Source organism: Streptomyces sp. NPDC005141 (genome assembly GCF_053599975.1).
Window position 1 is genome coordinate 1 of the sequence record NZ_JBSFYW010000101.1, and the last position, 19,190, is coordinate 19,190.

The following is a 19,190-nucleotide window of genomic DNA, read 5'->3' on the forward strand; positions in this document are numbered from 1 at the left end:
GCCCTCGTCCAGCAGCAGACCGATACGCTCACGGGCCGTCAGCTTGCCCCTGGCATGCTGCGCCGCGGTCGCCTCCTCACCCGGGCCGGCCCGGAGGACGAGAACGCCCAGGGCCCCGCCCACCGCACAGGTGGACGGGGCCCTGAAGGTTCGGGCGCGTTCGGGCGCGCCCGGCGCGAGGACTACTCGGCGAGAACGGCCTCGGCGTCCAGCGTGGCGGCGACCGCCTGGAGGACGGCGGCGATCTTGAACGCCTCCTGGATTGTCTCCCGGTCGACGCCCGCCTTGCGGAGCACCTGCTCGTGGGAGTCGAGGCACTGCCCGCAGCCGTTGACGGCGGAGACGGCGAGCGACCACAGCTCGAAGTCGACCTTCTCCACGCCCGGGTTGCCGATGACGTTCATCCGCAGGCCGGCCCGCAGCGTCCCGTACTCCGGGTCGGAGAGCAGGTGCCGCGTCCGGTAGAAGACGTTGTTCATCGCCATGATCGCGGCGGCCGACTTGGCGGCCGTGTACGCCTCGGGCGAGAGCTGAGCCTTCGCCTCGGGCTCCAGCTCACGCAGCACGCGCGGCGAACGCGAAGCGATCGCGCAGGCCAGCACCGTGCCCCACAGCTGCTGCTGCGGGAGGTCGCTGTTGCCGATGACCGAACCGAGGTTCAGGCGCAGGTCCTTGGCGTAGTCCGGTATGGCGGACTTCAGTTCGTCGAGGGCCATGGAAGGTCACTCACCGGCCAGCAGCGCGACCGGGTCGAGGGTCGTCTCGCCCTTGGTCCAGTTGCACGGGCAGAGCTCGTCCGTCTGCAGGGCGTCCAGGACCCGCAGGACCTCCTTCGGGTTCCGGCCGACGGAGCCGGCGGTCACCATGGAGAACTGGATCTCGTTGTTCTGGTCGACGATGAAGACGGCGCGCTTGGCGAAGCCGTCCTCGCCCTCGATGCCGAGGTCGCGCATGAGCTCGTGCCGCGAGTCGGCCATCATCGGGAAGGGCAGGTCACGCAGGTCGTCGTGGTCCTTGCGCCAGGCGTGGTGCACGAACTCGGAGTCGCCGGAGAAGCCGAGCACCTGGGCGTCACGGTCGGCGAACTCGTCGTTCAGCTTGCCGAAGGCCGCGATCTCGGTGGGGCACACGAAGGTGAAGTCCTTGGGCCACGCGAAGACGATCTTCCACTTGCCCTCGTAGGTCTTGTGGTCGATCTGCTGGAACTCCTGGCCCTTTTCCAGGGAGACACAGGCGGTCAGATCGAACTGGGGGAACTTGTCACCGACAGTGAGCACACGCTCTCCTTGTAGCGAGGGATAGCCCCTTTTGAGGGCCTTTCCCTTGGGTTGGACGAACTTGATGTTGGCACAGGCTGCATTGATTCGGGAAATAGCTACACTCGGTCGTGTTGATCGGTTGCGACTATCAGTAACCTTCGGTGATATCGACTCGAAGCGAGAGGAACGGCCATGGCGAGCCCCATCGGCCCCATCAGCGGCACCGGCGGCGCGGGCGCGTCGGCCTCCCCCCTCGGCAGAGTGGGACCCGGCAGGGCGGGGGCCGTCGGCAGGGCGGGCGCCAAGGGGAACGGGCGCCGCCAGCCCAGCCTCGCGCAGCTGCGCGCCTTCGCCGCCGTGGCCGAGCATCTGCACTTCCGTGACGCGGCCGCCGCGATCGGCATGAGCCAGCCCGCACTGTCCGGCGCGGTCTCCGCCCTGGAGGAGATCCTCGGGGTGACCCTGCTGGAGCGTACGACCCGCAAGGTGCTCCTCTCGCCCGCCGGTGAGCGTCTCGCCGTACGCACCAAGGCGGTGCTGGACGAGGTCGGCGCGCTGATGGAAGAGGCGGAAGCCGTGCGCGCGCCGTTCACCGGGGTCCTGCGCCTCGGCGTCATCCCCACCGTCGCCCCCTACCTCCTGCCCACCGTCCTGTGGCTCGTCCACGACCGCTACCCCGACCTCGACCTCCAGGTGCACGAGGAGCAGACGGCCAGCCTGCTGGAGGGCCTCACGGTCGGGCGGCTCGACCTGCTGCTGCTCGCGGTACCCCTCGGCATGCCCGGAGTCACCGAACTCCCGCTGTTCGACGAGGACTTCGTGCTGGTGACCCCGCTCGACCACTGGCTCGGCGGCCGGGAGGGCATTCCGCGCGAGGCGCTGCGCGAACTCCGCCTCCTGCTGCTCGACGAGGGCCACTGCCTGCGTGACCAGGCCCTGGACATCTGCCGTGAGGCCGGCCGCGCGGACGCCCCCGTCACGACCACCGCCGCGGGCCTGTCGACCCTCGTTCAGCTGGTCGCCGGCGGTCTCGGTGTGACCCTGCTGCCGCGCACCGCCGTCAAGGTGGAGACGACCCGCAGCAATCAGCTCCTCACCGGATACTTCGCGGATCCGGCGCCCACCCGGCGGATCGCGCTCGCCATGCGGGCGGGTGCCGCGCGGGGCCCGGAGTACCGGGAACTGGCGGAGGCTCTGCGCGAGGCACTGCGCCCGCTGCCTGTACGGGTGTTGGGTCCGGAAGCCTGAACCACCGCGCATAGTCGGTCATTCGAACGACCGATGAAGCATCTCGGCAGGCGGGAAATTTCAACTTCCGTCAGGTAGCGCGACTCTCGCTGAGATATACGCCCCGGCTGATACACATACCCCCTCAGGGTGAATCGTCAGGCGTCAGTGCGAAGCGCCGGAAGTTCCAAGGGGAGTGATGTCGGGCATTCGGGATTCCCTTGGCCGGGTCGGATACGACCTGCTGTCGGGCGCGCTGAGCGAATGCCAGAGCACACGGGCGACGGGGAAACTGCGGGTCTCCGGAAGGCCCGGGGGAGTATTCCATCTCAGGGACGGCTGCGTCGTCGCCGTCGAGAGTCCGGGCGCACCCGGACCCGAGGCGCGACTGCTGCGCTCCGGCCGCGTCAGCGGCGAGCAGTGGGCCGAACTGCTCCGGGAGTCCGGAGGCACCCGGTGGCCGGAGGCCGGGCTCATCGCGCACGGCTACGCGGGGGCCGCGCAGCTCCGGGTCGTCTGCATGATGGCGATGCAGGACGCGGCGTTCGCCGTCGTGGCCGGTGATGTGGAGGCCTGCGACCCACTGGACGCCGCCTTCGAGCCGTACGCGCCGGTCGCCCTCGGTGAGGCGCCGGGGCGGTTGCTGCAGGACGCGGCGAGGAAGCTGGCGGCCGTCGCAGCCCTGCCGCAGCCCGTACGACCGGACCGCGAACGCCCCGTGCCCGCCGTCGTTCCGGACGAGATACGCGATCAACTACCGCCTTCGCACAAGGAGTTACTGGCCCACGCGGACGGCCGGCGGACCGCCCGTGACATCGCCTTCGCGACCGGCCTCGGCGCCTACACCGTGACGGTGGGGATGGCCCGCATGCTCGGCGAGGGACTGCTGGAGCTGCCGGGCGAGCCCGAGTCCGCCGCCCCGGTCACCGTGCGGATCCCACCGACAGGAACACTCCGGCAGCGGCCGCCGGCCGCCGCACCCGCGATGGACCCCACGGTGTTCTCGGCCCTGGCCTCCGCGGTGGCCGGCGGAGAGAGCCCGGCACCGGAGCCCCGGCCGCTCCCCGGCCCGCCTCCCGGGGCGACCGCTTCGTCCCTGCCCCGCCGCGAGCCCGGCGTGAACGCACCGTCCCTGCCCCGCCGTGAGCCCGGCGCGAGCGGAATCACCGAAACTCTCGCCCCCGAAAGGGCCGGGGCGAGCTGGAAAGGTTTCTTCCGTCTGCGGCACCGCATCTGGACCCCGGATTCCGGTGCCTGAAACCGCATACCTGCCATCGATCGAATGCGCCCGATTACCAGGGAGTTCATCAAATGAATCACGAGGCACTGGCCACGGAAATGAGAGGCCTCCGGGAACAGGTTCCCGGAATCACCGATACGGCGGTGGCCGCCGCCGACGGAATGCTCATCGCGGCGGACACCGCCGACACCATCGACCCGGAGAGCCTCGCCGCGATCGCCGCCGCGGGCCTCGGCATCGCGCGCCGCGCGACCGCCGTGACCGGCCGGGGCACGTTCCGCCAGACCGTGACGTACGGCAGCCAGGGCCTCGCGGCCTTCTACGCGGTCGGAGACACGGCGCTGATGATCGTCCTGGGCGACGAGGGCATCGACCTCGAACGGCTCCACGAGCGGACCCGGCCGGCCCTCGGCCGCATCGAGTCGATCCTCACGGGTGCAGACCCCGGCCCGCTCGTCGGGGCCATGACCGAAACAGCGACCGAAGGGGTATGACGACATGGCCAGCAAGCGAATGACGCCGGGGTTCTCCGACCAGATCATGGGCCTGGTCAAATCACTGCGCACCGACGCGCCGGACTGCCTCGCCTCCGGAGCCGTCGACATGTCGACCGGAATGCTGCTCTCGTACGAGACCGTCGACAACCATCCGCCGGAGGTCCTGGACCTGCTCGCGGGCGCGACCCTCGACCTGTTCCAGGGGCGCACGGTCCAGATGATCGAGGACGTCTTCAAAGAACGTCGCGGCATCGAGTCGGATCAGCACTTCTTCCAGGAGATCCTGGTCAACAGCGACAACCTCACCCATCTGTTCGTGCGCATGAACGACCAGCAGGACGTGGTCGCCGTGGTCGTCTGCCGCAAGGCGGTCAACGTGGGCATGCTCTTCGCCCAAGTCCGGCGCGTGGTACGGGAGTACAGCCTCTGAACGCGAACCGGTGGCCCTCCCCGGGCGGGGAGGGCCACCGGCGGTGGCGCACGACGCGGACGGCGTCCTACTCCGTACGCAGCCCGTCCGGCCGCATCAGACGGACCAGCGGCGGCAGGCTGAGTAGGGTCACCAGGAGCACGACTCCCGCGGCGATGCCGGTCATCGACAGCACGCCCGCCCAGTCCACGGTCACCGAGGTCCCCGTCATCTTCAGCAGGACCGTGCCGAGGGTGAGCCCCACGACCATCGCGAGGCCGAGCCCCAGGCCGATCGGGATCGCGGTCTGCCACAGCACCGACATGCTGAGCGTGCGGCGCCGGGTACCGAAGGCGACCAGCGCCGACAGCAGCTTCTTGCGCTCGCGCAGCTGCTCCAGCTGGGAGATCAGCAGGCTCGCGCCGATCAGCACGAGGACGCAGGTCGCGCCGACGAACAGGCCCGTCCGGATGGACGTGAACTTCTCGGACGTCGTCGTGGCCGTCCAGGTGCTGGCGTCGGTCAGCGGGCTGATGCGCGCCGCGCTGTTGCGGACGAGTTCACGGACGTCCGGCACCGACTCGTCGAGCCGGAGATAGACCGTCCCGTGCACCGCGGACGCGGCCCGCTGGGGCAGTGCGCCGGGCGTGAACAGGAAGCCGCCGCGCTCGTTGCCCGACGGGTCCTCGCGCGAGTCCGCCCGCTTGATGCCCTTCGGCACCGTCCAGGCGATCTCCTCGCCCTTGCTGGAGGAGCCGTAGGACGGGTCGAGGTAGAGCCTGGCGCCGGCCTTGGCGAGTTCCGCCGTGTTCTCGTCCCACTTGGCGTTCTCCACGGCGAAGATGTCGCCGTCCTTGCAGGAGGGCAGCGCTGCCGCCTCCCGCAGGGCGGCACAGTCGCCGACCGTCACCATCGACTGGCGCTCGGGTTCGTCGCGCCCGTCGCCCAGGTCGGTCCGCCCCAGGGCCGTCGTGTGTGTGACGCCCTTGGTCGCGGCCATCTGCCGGACCGCCTCGCCCATCGGGACCTTGTCCGGCACCTCGATGGACATCTGGGCCCGCGTGAGATCGTTGTTGCTGACCTTGGTGTAGTCGTCGTCGACCCCGGCGAACAGCATCTGCAGGGCTATCGCGCCGGCCACCGCCACCGCGATGCCGTTGACCATGCGGGCCGCCGTGCCGCTGCTCAGCTGAAGCCTGCGGATGGCCAGTTGCCAGGCGACGCCACCGGAGTTCAGCCGGGCGACGACCGCCTCGACGACCCAGGGCAGCAGCGCGGTGATGCCGACCAGCAGCAGCATGACGCCGCCGACGACGAGGTACTGGTTGAAGTTCCCGTTGGTCCGCCCCTGCCCGATCATCGGGTAGAGCATCGCGAGGCCGCCCAGCGGCAGCAGCAGCCGCCACCACAGCCGCCGCCGCGAGGGACGCGCGGTCCGCACCACGCCGAGCGGTTCGATGACGACGCCGCGCAGCGCGAAGAGGGTCACCATGACCGCGGCCGCCGGGACCGCGAGGGCCACCAGTGCGACCAGGGCCGGCGTCGGATTGAGGTCACTGGGGAAGACGCTGATCCTGAAGACCATGACCAGGCCCGCGAGCTGACGCCCGATCAGGAAGAATCCGGCGCCGAGGACCAGCCCGACCAGGGCTCCGGCCAGCGCCTCGCCGGCCGCGATCCGCCGGGCCATCCGCCCGTCCGCGCCGACCAGCCGCAGTGCCGCGAGCCGGCGGTCGCGCCGCTCGCCGCCGAATCGTACGGCCGCGGCGATGAAGACGCCGACCGGCATCAGCAGCACCACGAAGACGATCAGCACGAGCAGTATCAGGACGGGGTCCATCGCCTCGGACTGCCCGCTGGAGCCGAACCCGTCGATGCGCTCGACGCGGCCGGTGCTCTGGTCGCTCGCGTTCAGGCCGTCCGCGCCGGAGTAGTAGGCGAGTTCGTGCGGACCGATGAGCCCGCTCTCGGCGATCGTGCCGCTGACGTGGTAGGAGATCCGTTCGCGCAGGAGCTTGCCCTCGGGCGACTTCAGCAGTCGGTCCAGAGCGGGCGAGACGACCATGTCGCCGACCGCCGGGAACGCGGACAGGCCCGGCGGCAACGGCGCTCGGGCGCCCTCGGGTTCGAGCAGCCGGCCGCGTACGTCCTCGTCACGGAAGGTGGTGTCCGAGGTCGCGACGAGCAGCGTACGGTCGGACTTCTTCTTGACCGTCGAGCTGTACGTCATGTCGTTGCGGCCGGCCTCCCGGTCGTGCCGGGAGGCCAGCGCGCTCGGGATCGCCGTGGTGAGCAGCAGCAGTGCCACGCCGAGTCCCACCCCGACGGCCGTCAGCAGAACCCGTACCCAGGCCTCGCGGCCCCCGGTCACCGCGAACCTGGCGCCCATGGTGAGGTCACGGGACCACTGGCGGGCACTCATACGATCCGCTCCATGTCCCTGGACCTGCCGTCCCGCACGACGATCTCGCGGTCCGAGTACGCGGCCACGCGGGCCTCGTGCGTGACGAGCACGACGGCGGCGTTCGTCGAGCGGGCCGCGTCGGTCAGCAGCTGCATCACGCGCTCGCCGTTGAGGGAGTCGAGTGCGCCGGTCGGCTCGTCGGCGAACAGTACCCGCGGGTCGGTCACCAGTGAACGGGCGACCGCCACGCGCTGTCCCTGACCGCCGGAGACCTCACCGGGCCGCTTGCCCTTGAGATCGTCGACCTCCAGCTTCTCCATCCACGACAGCGCGACCCGCTCGGCCTCCTTGCGGCCCTTGCCGTTCAGCCGCAGCGGCAGCGCGACGTTCTCCACACAGGTCAGCTCCGGTACGAGCTGGCCGAACTGGAAGACGAACCCGAACTCGGAGCGGCGCAGCGCACTGCGCTGGGCGTCGTTCATCGTCGCCATCTCGCGGCCGTTGTACGTGATCGAGCCGGAGTCGGGTGTGACGATCCCGGCGAGGCAGTGCAGCAGGGTGGACTTGCCGGAGCCGGAGGGACCCATCACGGCGACGACCTCGCCGGGGTGGATGGAGAACTCGGCGCCGTCCAGCGCGGCGGTCGGGCCGTAGGTCTTGCGCAACTCCGACGCGGTGAGCAGAGAGCCCTCCGGAGGGGTCATCGAGGTCATCGGACCGTCACCGCCTCGGCGAGCTTGTCGAGGCGTGCGGCGGTCAGTTCCAGCCAGCGCAGATCGGCCTCCAGATGGAAGAGGGCGTGGTCGCAGATCAGCTGGTCGGCCAGGTCGCCCTTGCGCTTGCGTTCGGTCAGCATGCGCATCATGCGCAGATGCTCCGAACGCTGGGTGTCGAGGAGCTCGCTCGCGTCGCGGTGCGTCAGCAGGGCGAGGACGATCTTCGTGTAGAGGGTCGACTGGAGGTACGGCTCGGGCTTCTCCGGCGTCGCGAGCCAGCGCTCCACGTCGGTGATCCCGGCTTCGGTGATCGCGTACCGCTTGCGCTCGGGCCCGTCGCCCGCCTCGATCCCGTCGACTTCGACGAGCCCGTTCTTGAGCAGTCGCGACATCGTCGAGTAGACCTGGCCGTAGTGCAGCGGCCGGTCGTGACCGAACTTCTCGTCGAAGGCCCGCTTCAGGTCGTAACCGTGGCGTGGCCCGGACTCCAGGAGCCCTAGGAGGGTGTGACCGATGGACATGCGGAGCACTCTACACAGTGCGTATACATGGTGTGTATACGTGCCGCGTATAGGTCATGACGGAGGGGAACAGGAGGGGGTCCGGAGATGAAGACCCGGCTGGTCACGGCCGATTGTCACGGTTCTGAACCAGCCGTCCCGCCGCCCGGGGGCGGGCACGCGGAGCGCAGCCGGAGCCCGGGGCCGGGGCCGGTCGGGGCACAGGTGCGCGCAAGGGTGCGCGTGCGCCGGACACGACCTAGGCCTCCGGGCCCTCCGGCTCCCCGGCCACCGGCGGCCGCCCGCGGCGGGGGATCGGGCCCGTCCCGCCGGGCAGCCGCCCGGCCTCGGCGAGCGCGCGGCGCAGCAGGAACTCGATCTGCGCGTTGGCCGAGCGCAGTTCGTCGCCCGCCCACCGGGCCAGGGCCTCGTACACCAGCGGATCGAGCCGCAGCAGCACCTGCTTGCGCTGCTGCTGCGGCCGACGCGGCGGGGTCCCCTCCGTAGGAGCCGTCACTGGTAGAGGGACCCCGTGTTCAGAACGGGCTGGGCCGCGCGGTCCCCGCACAGCACGACCATCAGATTCGACACCATCGCCGCCTTCCGCTCGGAGTCCAGCTCCACGATGTCGCGCTCGGTGATCCGGGCGATCGCCGCCTCGACCATGCCGACCGCGCCGTCCACGATCTGCCGCCGCGCCGCGACGACCGCTCCGGCCTGCTGGCGCTGGAGCATCGCGGAGGCGATCTCGGGAGCGTACGCGAGATGCGTGAAGCGCGACTCGATGATCCGCACGCCGGCCGTCTCCACGCGCGCGTGCAGTTCGACGGCGAGCTTCTCGGTGATCTCCTCGGCGTTGCCGCGCAGCGACAGGCCGTCCTCGTCATGGGCGTCGTAGGGGTACTCGATGGCGATGTGGCGCACGGCCGCCTCGGTCTGGGTGGCGACGAACTCCAGGAAGTTGTCCACCTCGAAGGACGCCTGCGCGGTGTCCCGGACGTTCCACACCACGACGGCGGCGAGCTCGATCGGGTTGCCGTAGGCGTCGTTGACCTTGAGGACGGCGGTCTCGTGGTTGCGCACACGCGTCGAGATCTTGGTCCGGGACGTCAGCGGGTTGACCCAGCGCAGCCCGTCCTGCCGGATGGTGCCCCGGTAGCGCCCGAAGAGCTGGACCACCCGGGCCTCGCCGGGCGCGACGGTGTTCAGCCCGCACATCGCGAAGAACGCGGCGATGCCGATCAGTACGCCGGCGGTGATCAGTGCGGCCTGGGCGCCGCCGGTGTGGACCACCGCGCCGCCGACGGCGCACAGCGCGGCGCCGAGAAGCAGTCCGAGAAGGCCGAGGAGCAGTGCGAGCCCCCCGCCGATGCTGTGCGCGGCGAACTCCCGGACGCGGGGCGCCGGCATCTCGGGCCCGTCACCCGCTGTCCCGGCGGCGGATGCGCCCGGGGCGGATGAGGAGTGGTGGGAAGTGTGTGACGACATGGTCGGTCCCCCGTCTCGTACGGCATAGCTTCTGTCTATCTAAGTGATATCACTTTACCCGCCACGGCAACCTTCTACCCCTCCCGCTCGTCGATTTCGTTGGGGCATGTGCGCAGGGCGTGCTGATTGTCACGTCCGGAAAAGACCGGATCGGCTGCCCTTTGTCATAGCGCGCGGTGTTAGCTTTCTGAGCTGACCTGAGCCACGAACTTGTGTGCCACACGAGAGTGAAGCGGAGCGGATCGACCCATGGGACGAGCGGAAGAGAGACGAGCGCGGCAGACGCAGGGCCGCCGCGCGGCGCCCCAGCGCTCGTCCGGGCATCGGTCGGCGGCCCCCGGGGCCGCCGGCGCGAAGGCGGGCGGCAAGCCCAAGCGCACCGGCATACGCAGGTTCGTGAACTGGAAGTCGCTCCTCGGGACCTTCCTCGGCGTCTGCCTGCTCGGCATGGGCGCCTTCATCGTGCTCTACATGGTCGTGTCCGTGCCCGAGGGCAACGCGGCAGCGAGGCGTCAGAGCAACATCTACCAGTACAGCGACGGCTCCATGCTCGGCCGTACCGGCAAGGTCAACCGAGAGATCGTCGACCTGGCCAAGGTGCCCAAGAGCGTCCAGAAGACGTTCGTCGCCGCCGAGAACAAGTCGTTCTACAACGACTCGGGTGTCGACCTCAAGGGCACCGCCCGAGGTCTGATCAACACCCTCTCCGGCAAGGGCAAGCAGGGTGGTTCGACGATCACCCAGCAGTACGTCAAGAACTACTACCTCAGCCAGGACCAGACCGTCACGCGCAAGCTGAAGGAACTGGTCATCTCGCTGAAGGTGGACCGCAAGAAGTCCAAGGAGGACATCCTCGCGGGCTACATCAACACCAGCTACTACGGCCGCAACGCTTACGGCATCCAGGCGGCGGCGCAGGCCTACTACCGCGTCGACGCCGACAAGCTCAAGGTGGCTCAGGGCGCCTACCTCGCCTCGCTGCTCCAGGCCCCGAGCCAGTACGACTGGGCGGTCGCCTCGGACACCGGCAAGAGGCTGGTCAAGGCCCGCTGGGCCTACACCCTCGACAACATGGTCGAACAGGGCTGGCTCGACTCGGGCGAGCGCGCGGGCATGAAGTTCCCGGTTCCCAAGGATCCCAAGGGCGCGCCCGGCATGGAGGGCCAGACCGGCTATCTGGTGGACGCGGCCGACGCCGAGCTGGCCAAGCAGCTCGTCGCCCAGGGCTCCGCGAGTGACCTGGACGACGCCCACGCCATGATCGACGCGGGCGGCTGGACCATCAAGCTCAACGTCGACCAGAAGAAGCAGGTCCTGCTGGAGAAGACGGTCAAGCAGCAGCTCACCAGCAAGCTGGACCCGAAGAAGCGCAAGGTCGACGCCAACATCCAGGCCGGTGCCGCGTCGGTCGACCCCAAGACCGGCAAGGTCCTCGCGATGTACGGCGGCAAGGACTACTTCAAGCACTACTTCAACAACGCGACGCGCCGTGACTACCAGGCCGCCTCGACGTTCAAGCCGCTGATCTTCGCGGCCGCCCTCGCCGACGATGCCAGGACGCGCTCCGGCAGGCCGATCGCCGCGAACACGATCTACGACGGCACCAGCCGCCGTCCCGTCGTGGGCAGCGACGTCGCCTTCGCGCCGCCGAACGAGGACGAGCACAACTACGGCGACGTCACCGTGCAGACCGCGATGAACAAGTCCATCAACTCCGTCTTCGCGCAGATGGGCGTCGACGTCGGCATGGACGAGGTGCTGAAGGTCGCCGGCAAGCTCGGCATGGACACCGAGAAGCTCCAGGCGGTGCCCGCGCAGACCCTCGGCTCCATGGGCGCGAGCCCGCTGGAGATGGCGGGTGTGTACGCCACGCTCGACAACCACGGCAAGAAGGTCACCCCGACGATCATCGCCTCGGCCGAGCACAAGGACCGTACGGTCGCGATTCCGGACCCGATCGGCGAGCGGGTCATCAGCGAGGAGGCGGCCGACACGGTCACCTCGGTGCTGACCGGCGTGGTCGATGACGGAACGGCCCGGGTCTCGGTGCGGGACAACCCGAACCGCAACGGGCAGCAGGTCGCCGGCAAGACCGGTACGTCCGACAACAACAAGTCGGCCTGGTTCACCGGCTACACGCCGAACCTGGTCACCTCGGTCCTGCTGTTCGGTGAGGACGCGAAGAACCACAACCAGGTCTCCATGAAGGGCGCCACGGGCCTCTACGCGGAGGGCGGCCGTGTCAACGGCGGTGGCTACCCGGCACAGATCTGGGCGGCTTACACCTTCCGGGCCATGGGCGGCAAGGTCACCAAGTTCGACCTGAACACCACGTCGGGCGCGGCGGTGGAGCCGACCGACCTCCCCACCGTCACCGAGACACCGTCCGACACGCCGTCGTCGACGCCGACCACCGAGGAACCGTCGTCGGAGCCGCCCACCAGCAGCAGCCCGCCGACCCCCACGGACGAGCCCACGACGACCGAGCCGACGACGACGAGCCCGTCCACACCGACGGGAACGCCCACCGACGGCATCCCCGACAACCCGTTCGACCAGGACACGCAGTAGCGCGTGAGCGTGTAAGGCCCGACGCGTAAGAGGGGGCACCCGGAACTCCGGGTGCCCCCTCTTCGTGTCCTCGCGTCGTCCGGCCGGGTCAGCCGCCGTTGACTCTGTGCGCGATCCGGTCGCCGATCTCCTTGTCCACGTTCCGCCAGTACTGGATGGCGCGGTCCAGGACCGGGCGGGTCACGCCGGCCTGGAGATGGCCGCTCACGTTCCCCACCAGACGGTCGCGGGCCGCGTCGTCGAGAACCTGGCGCACCATCGTGCCCGCCTGGCCCCAGTCGTCGTCCTCGCGGTGCGGCTTGTACGCCTCGCGCACCAGCTCACCGGCGGTCTGCCAGCTCGCGGGGTCACCGAACCGCCCGTAGTCGGCCGCCGGGCCGCCGTAGGAGTTCGGCGCGTAGGGACGGGCCGCGTTCGACGCCTCGTAGCGCATCGGGCCGTCCTTGGCGTACGAGTTCACCGGGGAGTGCGGCCGGTTGGGCGGCAGCTGGGTGTAGTTGGGGCCGATCCGGTACCGGTGGGTGTCGGGGTACGAGAACAGCCGGCCCAGCAGCATCTTGTCCGGCGAGGGCCCGATGCCCGGCACCAGGTTCGAGGGCTCGAAGGCGGCCTGCTCGATGTGGATGAAGTAGTCCTCGGGGTTCTTGTGCAGGACCATGCGGCCCACGTCGATCAGCGGGTAGTCCCCGTGCGGCCAGACCTTGGTCAGGTCGAACGGGTTGAACCGGTAGTCCGCCGCGTCCTCGAACGGCATGATCTGGACCTTCAGCGTCCAGCTCGGCGCGTTCCCGGACTCGATCGACTCGTACAGGTCCCGGCGGTGCTTGTCCGCGTCCGTCCCCGCCAGCTCGTCGGCCTCGGCCTGGGTGAGGAACTCGATGCCCTGGTCGGTCTTGAAGTGGTACTTCACCCAGAACCGCTCACCGGCGCCGTTGATCCACATGTAGGTGTGGGAGCTGTAGCCGTTCATGTGGCGGTACGTCTTCGGGATGCCCCGGTCGCCCATCAGCCAGGTCACCTGATGCGCCGACTCGGGCGAGAGCGTCCAGAAGTCCCACTGCATGTCGTTGTCGCGCAGCCCTGTCGCCGGGTGGCGCTTCTGCGAGCGGATGAAGTCCTGGAACTTGATCGTGTCACGGACGAAGAAGACCGGAGTGTTGTTGCCGACCATGTCGTAATTGCCGTGCTCGGTGTAGAACTTCAGCGCGAAGCCGCGCGGGTCGCGCCAGGTGTCGGGCGAACCCTGCTCACCCGCCACGGTCGAGAAGCGGGCCAGCATCTCGGTGCGCCTGCCCGGCTGGAACAGGTCGGCCCTGGTGAACTGACTGACGTCATTGGTGACTTCGAAGAATCCGTACGCGCCACTGCCCTTGGCGTGCACCACCCGCTCGGGCACCCGCTCCCGGTTGAACTGCGCCATCTTCTCGATGAGGTAGTGGTCCTGGAGCAGGATCGGGCCGTCGGGTCCGACGGTGAGCGAGTGTTCGTCGCTCTCCACCGGAATCCCGACGTTGTTCGTGGTGTACGGAGCCTTCTGGGATGCCTGCGTCACGAGCGTCCTCCCGTCGGAGATGAAGGTCGTCAGGTCGCTTCGCTCACCCCAGCAGTCAACGCTGCCGACACCATGTCGGCAACATGGGGACGGAGTCCGGCACCGGAACGGCTCCGGACGAGACCGGCACCGGAACGGTTCCGACCCGGCCCCCAAGGGCGAGGCCGGACGAGTACCCGGTCAGCTCCGGTTCAATTCGAACCAGACGACCTTTCCCGTGCTCAGCCGGGTCGCCCCCCACCGCTTCGCGAGCCGGTTCACCAGGAACAGCCCGCGACCGCCCTCGTCCGTGGCCCGCGCCTGCCGCAGCCGCGGCAGCTGAGGCACATCGTCACCGACCTCGCAGCGCAGGACGTCCGTCCGCAGCAGCCGCAGCGTCACCGGCCGTGACGCATACCGCACCGCGTTCGTCACGACCTCGCTGACCAGCAGCTCCACGGAGTCGGTCATGTCCTCCATACCCCAACGGGACAGCGCGCGCCTGGCCAGCTTCCGGGCCCGGCCCGGCGCCGCGTCCTCCGGCTCCAGGAACCAGTACGCGACATCGCTCGGCGCGATTCCGTCGAACCGCGCCGCGAGCAGCGCGATGTCGTCGTCCCGGTCACCCGGGCCGAGCATGTCCAGCACCTCGTCGCACAGCGCTTCCAGCGGGGGCGGATGATCGGGTCCGGTCAGTGCCGCGGTGGCCGCGAGCTTCTCCCGCAGCTGCTCTATCCCCGTCCAGACGTCCCTCAGCCGAGACTCGACCAGCCCGTCGGTGTACAGCAGCAGCGTCGCCCCGGCCGGCGCGTCCAGCTCCACCGCCTCGAAGTCGACCCCGCCCACACCGATCGGAGCACCCGGCGGTACCCGCAGCACCTCGGCCCGCCCGCCCAGATGCAGCAGCACCGGCGGCGGATGGCCCGCGTTGGCGATGGTGATCCGGTGCGCCACCGGGTCGTAGACGGCGTACAGGCAGGTCGCCATGCGGTCGGTGCCCAGCCGCTGCGCCTGTTCGTCGAGATGGTGCAGCACCTCCTGCGGCGGCAGGTCGAGCCCGGCGAGGGTCTGCGCCGTCGTCCGCAGCTGGCCCATGATCGCCGCCGACGTCATGGAGTGGCCCATCACGTCACCGACGACCAGGGCGACACGGCTGCCCGGCAGCGGGATCGCGTCGTACCAGTCGCCGCCCACCCGCGCCGTCTCGGCGGCCGGCAGATAGCGGGACGCGAGCCGTACACCCGTAGGCCGCGGCAGTGTCTCGGGCAGCATCGTGCGCTGGAGCTCGTCGGCGATGTACGCCTCACGGCCGTACAGCACCGCCTTGTCGATGCCGAGCGCGCTGTGCGTGGCGAGCTGGGCGGCGACCAGCAGATCGTCCGCCTCGAAGGCGAGACGCTCCGGGCGGCGCAGGAACAGCGCCGCGCCGATCACCCGGCGCCGGCCGCGCAGCGGGGCGAGGATCGCACGCTGCCCGCTCGGGACCGGCAGATCGTCGCCGAGCAGCTCGGGCAGCGCGGCCCGGGCCGCGGGCGCGTCCGCGAACACCGGCCGGACACCGCGCAGCACCTCGGCGAGGGCGCCACCGGGACGCACCTCGCACAGCTCGGCCGTCATCGCCGACAGCTCACTGGGCTCCGGCCGCAGCGCGGACAGGAAGCCGCTCTCGGTGTCCCGCTCCTCGGAAATCCGGTCGGTACGCCGCAGCCGCAGCACGAGAGGCCCGGTCGGCCGCTCGTCGCCGACCGGCAGCGGGTCGCGCAGATAGACGAGGATCGCGTCCGAGAAGGTCGGCACGGTGGCCCGGCAGAGCCCCATCACGATCTCGTCGAGGTCGATGCCCCGGGCGATCCGCCGGGTCGCGGCGCCCACGAAGCGCAGCCGGTCCCCGTCGCGCCGCATCGGCATCGGACCGCCCTGCGGCAGGCTCTGCCCGCTACGGCGCTCCTTGCCGCCGGAGGTCCGCGAGGAACGGTCCTGCTCCGCGTCCGGCTGGATCGGGATGCTCTCCGGCGCGGGGCGCGGGCGGTGCGGATCGGGCTCGGTCACCGAAGGCTGGGAATGCTCAGGACCGGGTCCGGGCGAGGCGGACGACGGCGTGGGCGCGTCCGTGCCGGAGGACGCGGACATGCCGGCGTCCGGGGACGCCTGACCGCCGGCCTTGCCGCGCTTGCCGCGCGGCGTGGCCTTGCCCGAACTCCTCGGGGCGTCGCCCGGACGGGCCTGTACCGGTAACGCGCCGGAACCCGGCAGCTGGGACGGCTGCTCCGAGGTACGCAGGAGCGCCCCGCGAGGGTCCGCGGGGGCGGGCGGCCGGCCGGCGCCGCTCTGCCGGCGCTCGTGCGAGGTGGGGTGCTCCGTCACGCGTGTCGAATCCATCCGTCCGGGGCTGCGCGCCGTGCGTGCAGTTCGTCCCGCAGCCCCGATACCCGGAATGTGTGCCCCAGGAACGGATTCTGCGCGTCATCAGGGCCGAGTCCGACGGCAAGGACAGCCGTCGCCCGGCACGATACGGCCCGCCGACGGCCGGAAACGACCTGTTCCGACAGCTGGTCGGCGGCCCTGGCACCCGCCCGCGCGGCCGTGCCGGCGAGCCCGCGCGGTGCGACCGGTCCCTGGCCGGCCACGCCGCCGTACGCCTCGTACCCCTCGCTCACGTCCTGCCGCCCCTCGGTGACATATGGTCAAGCTCGGCTCATCCTGCGGGAGTTGTTGCTGCCGTGCGCCCTTGCGGAAGACGATCCTACGGTTGTACCACGGGGGCGCATCAAGGGTCTCATGAGGACACGTGCGCGGGCGTACGGTCCCAGTCATCCGGCAGAACGGGAACCGGCCAGCCCGGATCGGGCCTCCAGTGCTGCCAGCCGTCCGAGAACGGCGCGCCCCACGCGCGGATCACCTCCACCGCCGACCACCCCGCCTCCCGTACGCGTGTCGCCAGTTGAGCATCCATCAGACCGGCCCGTTGCGCCATCGCGAACTCGTCCTCGTCGAGCCAGTGCCAACTCCGGTCCGGGTGGACCGAGATGTCGAGGAAGTGATCCTCGGAGTCCACCCCGCCCGCCCAACGGGTCAGCGGAGCCTCCAGATTCACGTACCAGTTCTTGAAAAGCCAGCCCGGCTCCCAGAACAGCCACACCGACCAGGCGTCGCCCGGGCGCGCCAGTTTCAGCACCCCGGTCCCGAACCAGCGGTCGCGCCGCACCGCGCGCGGCTTGGTGTAGCGCGACTCCAGCGGCTCCCCGTGCACCGGCGAACCATCGGCGAGCACGGGCTTCACGCACTCCGTGCCCGGCGCCATCCATACCGCGAGCAGTTCGGCGTCGTCGCGTGCGACCGTCACGGGGCGGCAGATGTGGACGCGCTCGCCGGCGTTCTCCCGGTACCGCCACAGGATCTGACTCCCGGGCTTCCAGTACGCCGCCGGCCCGCCCGCTTCCGCCCGTCTCACCGCTCCACCCTCTGCCATGACCAGATATTAGGTGCCCCGGGCATGCGACGCTGCGGCACGCGTCACGGTTCCCGCGATCGGTGAACTGCTGTTACGAAGCCGTCATCAGGCGTTTTTCCACGGACGCGGGCTGTTACGGGTGCGTCATCCGCAGGACATCCAACGCCTCGTCCAACTGTTCCAGGGTCAGGTCTCCGCGCTCCACGTACCCCGACTCCAGCACGACCTCGCGAATCGTCTTCCGTTCCGCGAGCGCCTTCTTGGCGACCTTGGCGGCCTCCTCGTACCCGATGTACTTGTTCAGCGGTGTCACCACGGACGGCGACGACTCCGCGTACTCGCGCGCCCGCTCCCGGTGCGCGACGATTCCGTCCACCGTGCGGTCGGCGAGCAGCCGCGAGACGTTCGCGAGCAGCCGGACCGACTCCAGGACGTTCCTGGCGATCACCGGCAGCATGACGTTGAGCTCGAAGTTCCCCGCCGCGCCCGCCACGGCGACGGTCGCGTCGTTCCCCGTCACCTGCGCGGCGACCATCAGCACCGCCTCGGGAATCACCGGGTTCACCTTGCCCGGCATGATCGAGGACCCCGGCTGGAGATCCGGGAGGCTGATCTCGGCCAGTCCGGTGCGTGGCCCGGAGGCCATCCACCGCAGATCGTTCGCGATCTTGGTCAGGCCGACGGCGATGGTCCTGAGCTGACCGCTCGTCTCCACGATCCCGTCGCGCGCCCCCTGCGCCTCGAAGTGGTCGCGGGCCTCGGTCAGCGGCAGCCCGGTCGACCGCGCCACCTCCGCGATCACCGTGGCGGAGAACCCGGGCGGTGTGTTGATCCCCGTCCCCACCGCCGTGCCGCCGAGCGGCAGTTCGGCCAGGCGCGGCAGCGAGGCCCGGAGCCGCTCCACCCCGTACCGCACCTGGGCCGCGTACCCCCCGAACTCCTGCCCGAGGGTCACCGGTGTCGCGTCCATGAGGTGGGTGCGCCCCGACTTCACCACGTCGGCGAACTCCTCCGACTTGCGGCCGAGGGCGGCCGCGAGGTGCTCCAGCGCGGGCACCAGGTCACGGGTCACGGCGGCGGTGGCGGCGATGTGGATCGAGGACGGGAACACGTCGTTGCTCGACTGCGACGCGTTCACGTGGTCGTTGGGGTGGACGTCCCGGCCCAGCCGCTCGGTCGCGAGCGTGGCGATGACCTCGTTGGTGTTCATGTTGGAGGACGTCCCGGAGCCCGTCTGGAAGACGTCGACCGGGAAGTGCGCGTCCCAGCGCCCCTCGGCGACCTCGGCGGCAGCCTCCTGGACGGCCTCCGCGACGTCCTTGTCGATCACGCCCAGCTCGCCGTTCACCTTCGCGGCGGCCGCCTTGATCCGGGCGAGGGCCTCGATGTGCGCGCGCTCGAGGTGCTGCCCCGAGATCGGGAAGTTCTCCACGGCACGCTGCGTCTGCGCCCGCCATTTCGCCTCCGCGGGCACCCGCACCTCACCCATGGAGTCGTGCTCGATCCGGTACGCGCCTTCGCCCTGGCCATCTGCCATTGGTGACACCTCCTTGGGGGACAGCATCGCGGAGCCCGCGGCTGTTCCCGCCCGGCGCGCACGGAGCCGTTGGTCCGTGCGGCCCAGTGCCGGAAGGACGGTGACGAACGAACGGCCGCCGTGTCGGCAGCCGTTCACCCGTCCTGCGGGGCCTCGCACAGGGCACCCCGTACGACGTCACCCGTACGGCGTCACCCGCGTCACTCGTACGGCGTCACCCGTGCCACCCGTACGGCGTCACCCGGGACGCCGTACGGGCCCCGCACTAGTGCTGCTCCGCGTTAGTTCGTGGAGGGTGGTGTGGTCCAGGCGGTGGGGTCGTTGAGGTAGAGGCCGCAGGCGCAGTCGAGGGCTTCTTCG

At 70.1% G+C, this 19,190-nt stretch carries 16 protein-coding genes; 5 read left to right on the forward strand and 11 right to left on the reverse strand.

Translation table 11 applies throughout. The annotated features are described in order from the left end of the window. Window positions 1-182: 182 nt before the first annotated feature. Window positions 183-716, reverse strand: coding sequence for an alkyl hydroperoxide reductase (locus tag ACWD68_RS39705; protein ID WP_266762281.1), 534 nt, complete (start codon window positions 714-716; stop codon window positions 183-185). Between the two features lie 6 nt (window positions 717-722). Beyond that, window positions 723-1,277, reverse strand: a complete 555-nt coding sequence (locus tag ACWD68_RS39710) for a peroxiredoxin (RefSeq protein WP_451811329.1) — start codon at window positions 1,275-1,277, stop codon at window positions 723-725. A gap of 174 nt (window positions 1,278-1,451) precedes the next feature. Between ACWD68_RS39710 and ACWD68_RS39715 the strand changes: the two genes are divergently transcribed. The 4 genes from ACWD68_RS39715 to ACWD68_RS39730 all read left to right on the forward strand — a co-directional run bounded on the left by ACWD68_RS39715 (window position 1,452) and on the right by ACWD68_RS39730 (window position 4,653). Further along, the gene (locus ACWD68_RS39715) at window positions 1,452-2,507 is read left to right on the forward strand and encodes a LysR substrate-binding domain-containing protein (RefSeq protein WP_451811330.1); all 1,056 of its coding nucleotides are present in this window, start codon (window positions 1,452-1,454) and stop codon (window positions 2,505-2,507) included. Between the two features lie 178 nt (window positions 2,508-2,685). Then, window positions 2,686-3,744: a MarR family transcriptional regulator gene (locus ACWD68_RS39720; protein ID WP_451811331.1), complete on the forward strand. Its 1,059-nt coding sequence runs from the start codon at window positions 2,686-2,688 to the stop codon at window positions 3,742-3,744. A 53-nt stretch (window positions 3,745-3,797) separates the two neighbouring features. Continuing rightward, window positions 3,798-4,220, forward strand: coding sequence for a roadblock/LC7 domain-containing protein (locus tag ACWD68_RS39725; protein WP_451811332.1), 423 nt, complete (start codon window positions 3,798-3,800; stop codon window positions 4,218-4,220). A gap of 4 nt (window positions 4,221-4,224) precedes the next feature. Beyond that, window positions 4,225-4,653, forward strand: coding sequence for a hypothetical protein (locus tag ACWD68_RS39730; protein WP_451811333.1), 429 nt, complete (start codon window positions 4,225-4,227; stop codon window positions 4,651-4,653). 67 nt (window positions 4,654-4,720) lie between these two features. Here the strand turns inward: ACWD68_RS39730 and ACWD68_RS39735 are convergent, their stop codons facing one another. The 5 genes from ACWD68_RS39735 to ACWD68_RS39755 all read right to left on the reverse strand — a co-directional run bounded on the left by ACWD68_RS39735 (window position 4,721) and on the right by ACWD68_RS39755 (window position 9,662). Then, complete coding sequence (locus ACWD68_RS39735) at window positions 4,721-7,054, reverse strand: ABC transporter permease (RefSeq protein WP_451811334.1); 2,334 nt, start codon at window positions 7,052-7,054, stop codon at window positions 4,721-4,723. Further along, window positions 7,051-7,740: an ABC transporter ATP-binding protein gene (locus ACWD68_RS39740; protein WP_451811335.1), complete on the reverse strand. Its 690-nt coding sequence runs from the start codon at window positions 7,738-7,740 to the stop codon at window positions 7,051-7,053. Before ACWD68_RS39740 ends, ACWD68_RS39735 begins: the two co-directional genes overlap by 4 nt. Window positions 7,741-7,745: 5 nt before the next feature. Further along, the gene (locus ACWD68_RS39745; RefSeq protein WP_351541074.1) at window positions 7,746-8,273 is read right to left on the reverse strand and encodes a PadR family transcriptional regulator; all 528 of its coding nucleotides are present in this window, start codon (window positions 8,271-8,273) and stop codon (window positions 7,746-7,748) included. Window positions 8,274-8,511: 238 nt separating this feature from the next. After that, on the reverse strand, window positions 8,512-8,769 hold the full coding sequence (locus ACWD68_RS39750) for a hypothetical protein (RefSeq protein WP_451811336.1): 258 nt from the start codon (window positions 8,767-8,769) through the stop codon (window positions 8,512-8,514). Next, complete coding sequence (locus ACWD68_RS39755) at window positions 8,766-9,662, reverse strand: SPFH domain-containing protein (protein ID WP_451811337.1); 897 nt, start codon at window positions 9,660-9,662, stop codon at window positions 8,766-8,768. Before ACWD68_RS39755 ends, ACWD68_RS39750 begins: the two co-directional genes overlap by 4 nt. A gap of 327 nt (window positions 9,663-9,989) precedes the next feature. On the opposite strand from ACWD68_RS39755, the gene ACWD68_RS39760 reads away from it, so the two are divergent. Continuing rightward, window positions 9,990-12,311, forward strand: a complete 2,322-nt coding sequence (locus ACWD68_RS39760; protein ID WP_451811338.1) for a transglycosylase domain-containing protein — start codon at window positions 9,990-9,992, stop codon at window positions 12,309-12,311. 88 nt (window positions 12,312-12,399) lie between these two features. Here the strand turns inward: ACWD68_RS39760 and ACWD68_RS39765 are convergent, their stop codons facing one another. The 4 genes from ACWD68_RS39765 to ACWD68_RS39780 all read right to left on the reverse strand — a co-directional run bounded on the left by ACWD68_RS39765 (window position 12,400) and on the right by ACWD68_RS39780 (window position 18,830). Further along, entirely contained in the window at window positions 12,400-13,863 is a 1,464-nt protein-coding gene (locus tag ACWD68_RS39765) for a catalase (protein WP_451811339.1), read from the reverse strand. 180 nt (window positions 13,864-14,043) lie between these two features. Then, window positions 14,044-16,221: a SpoIIE family protein phosphatase gene (locus ACWD68_RS39770; protein ID WP_451811340.1), complete on the reverse strand. Its 2,178-nt coding sequence runs from the start codon at window positions 16,219-16,221 to the stop codon at window positions 14,044-14,046. 397 nt (window positions 16,222-16,618) lie between these two features. After that, window positions 16,619-17,311 (reverse strand): cytidylyl-2-hydroxypropylphosphonate hydrolase, encoded by a 693-nt coding sequence (gene fomD, locus ACWD68_RS39775; protein ID WP_451811341.1) that lies wholly within the window; start codon window positions 17,309-17,311, stop codon window positions 16,619-16,621. Window positions 17,312-17,426: 115 nt separating this feature from the next. Further along, on the reverse strand, window positions 17,427-18,830 hold the full coding sequence (locus ACWD68_RS39780) for a class II fumarate hydratase (protein WP_451811342.1): 1,404 nt from the start codon (window positions 18,828-18,830) through the stop codon (window positions 17,427-17,429). Window positions 18,831-19,190: the final 360 nt, after the last annotated feature.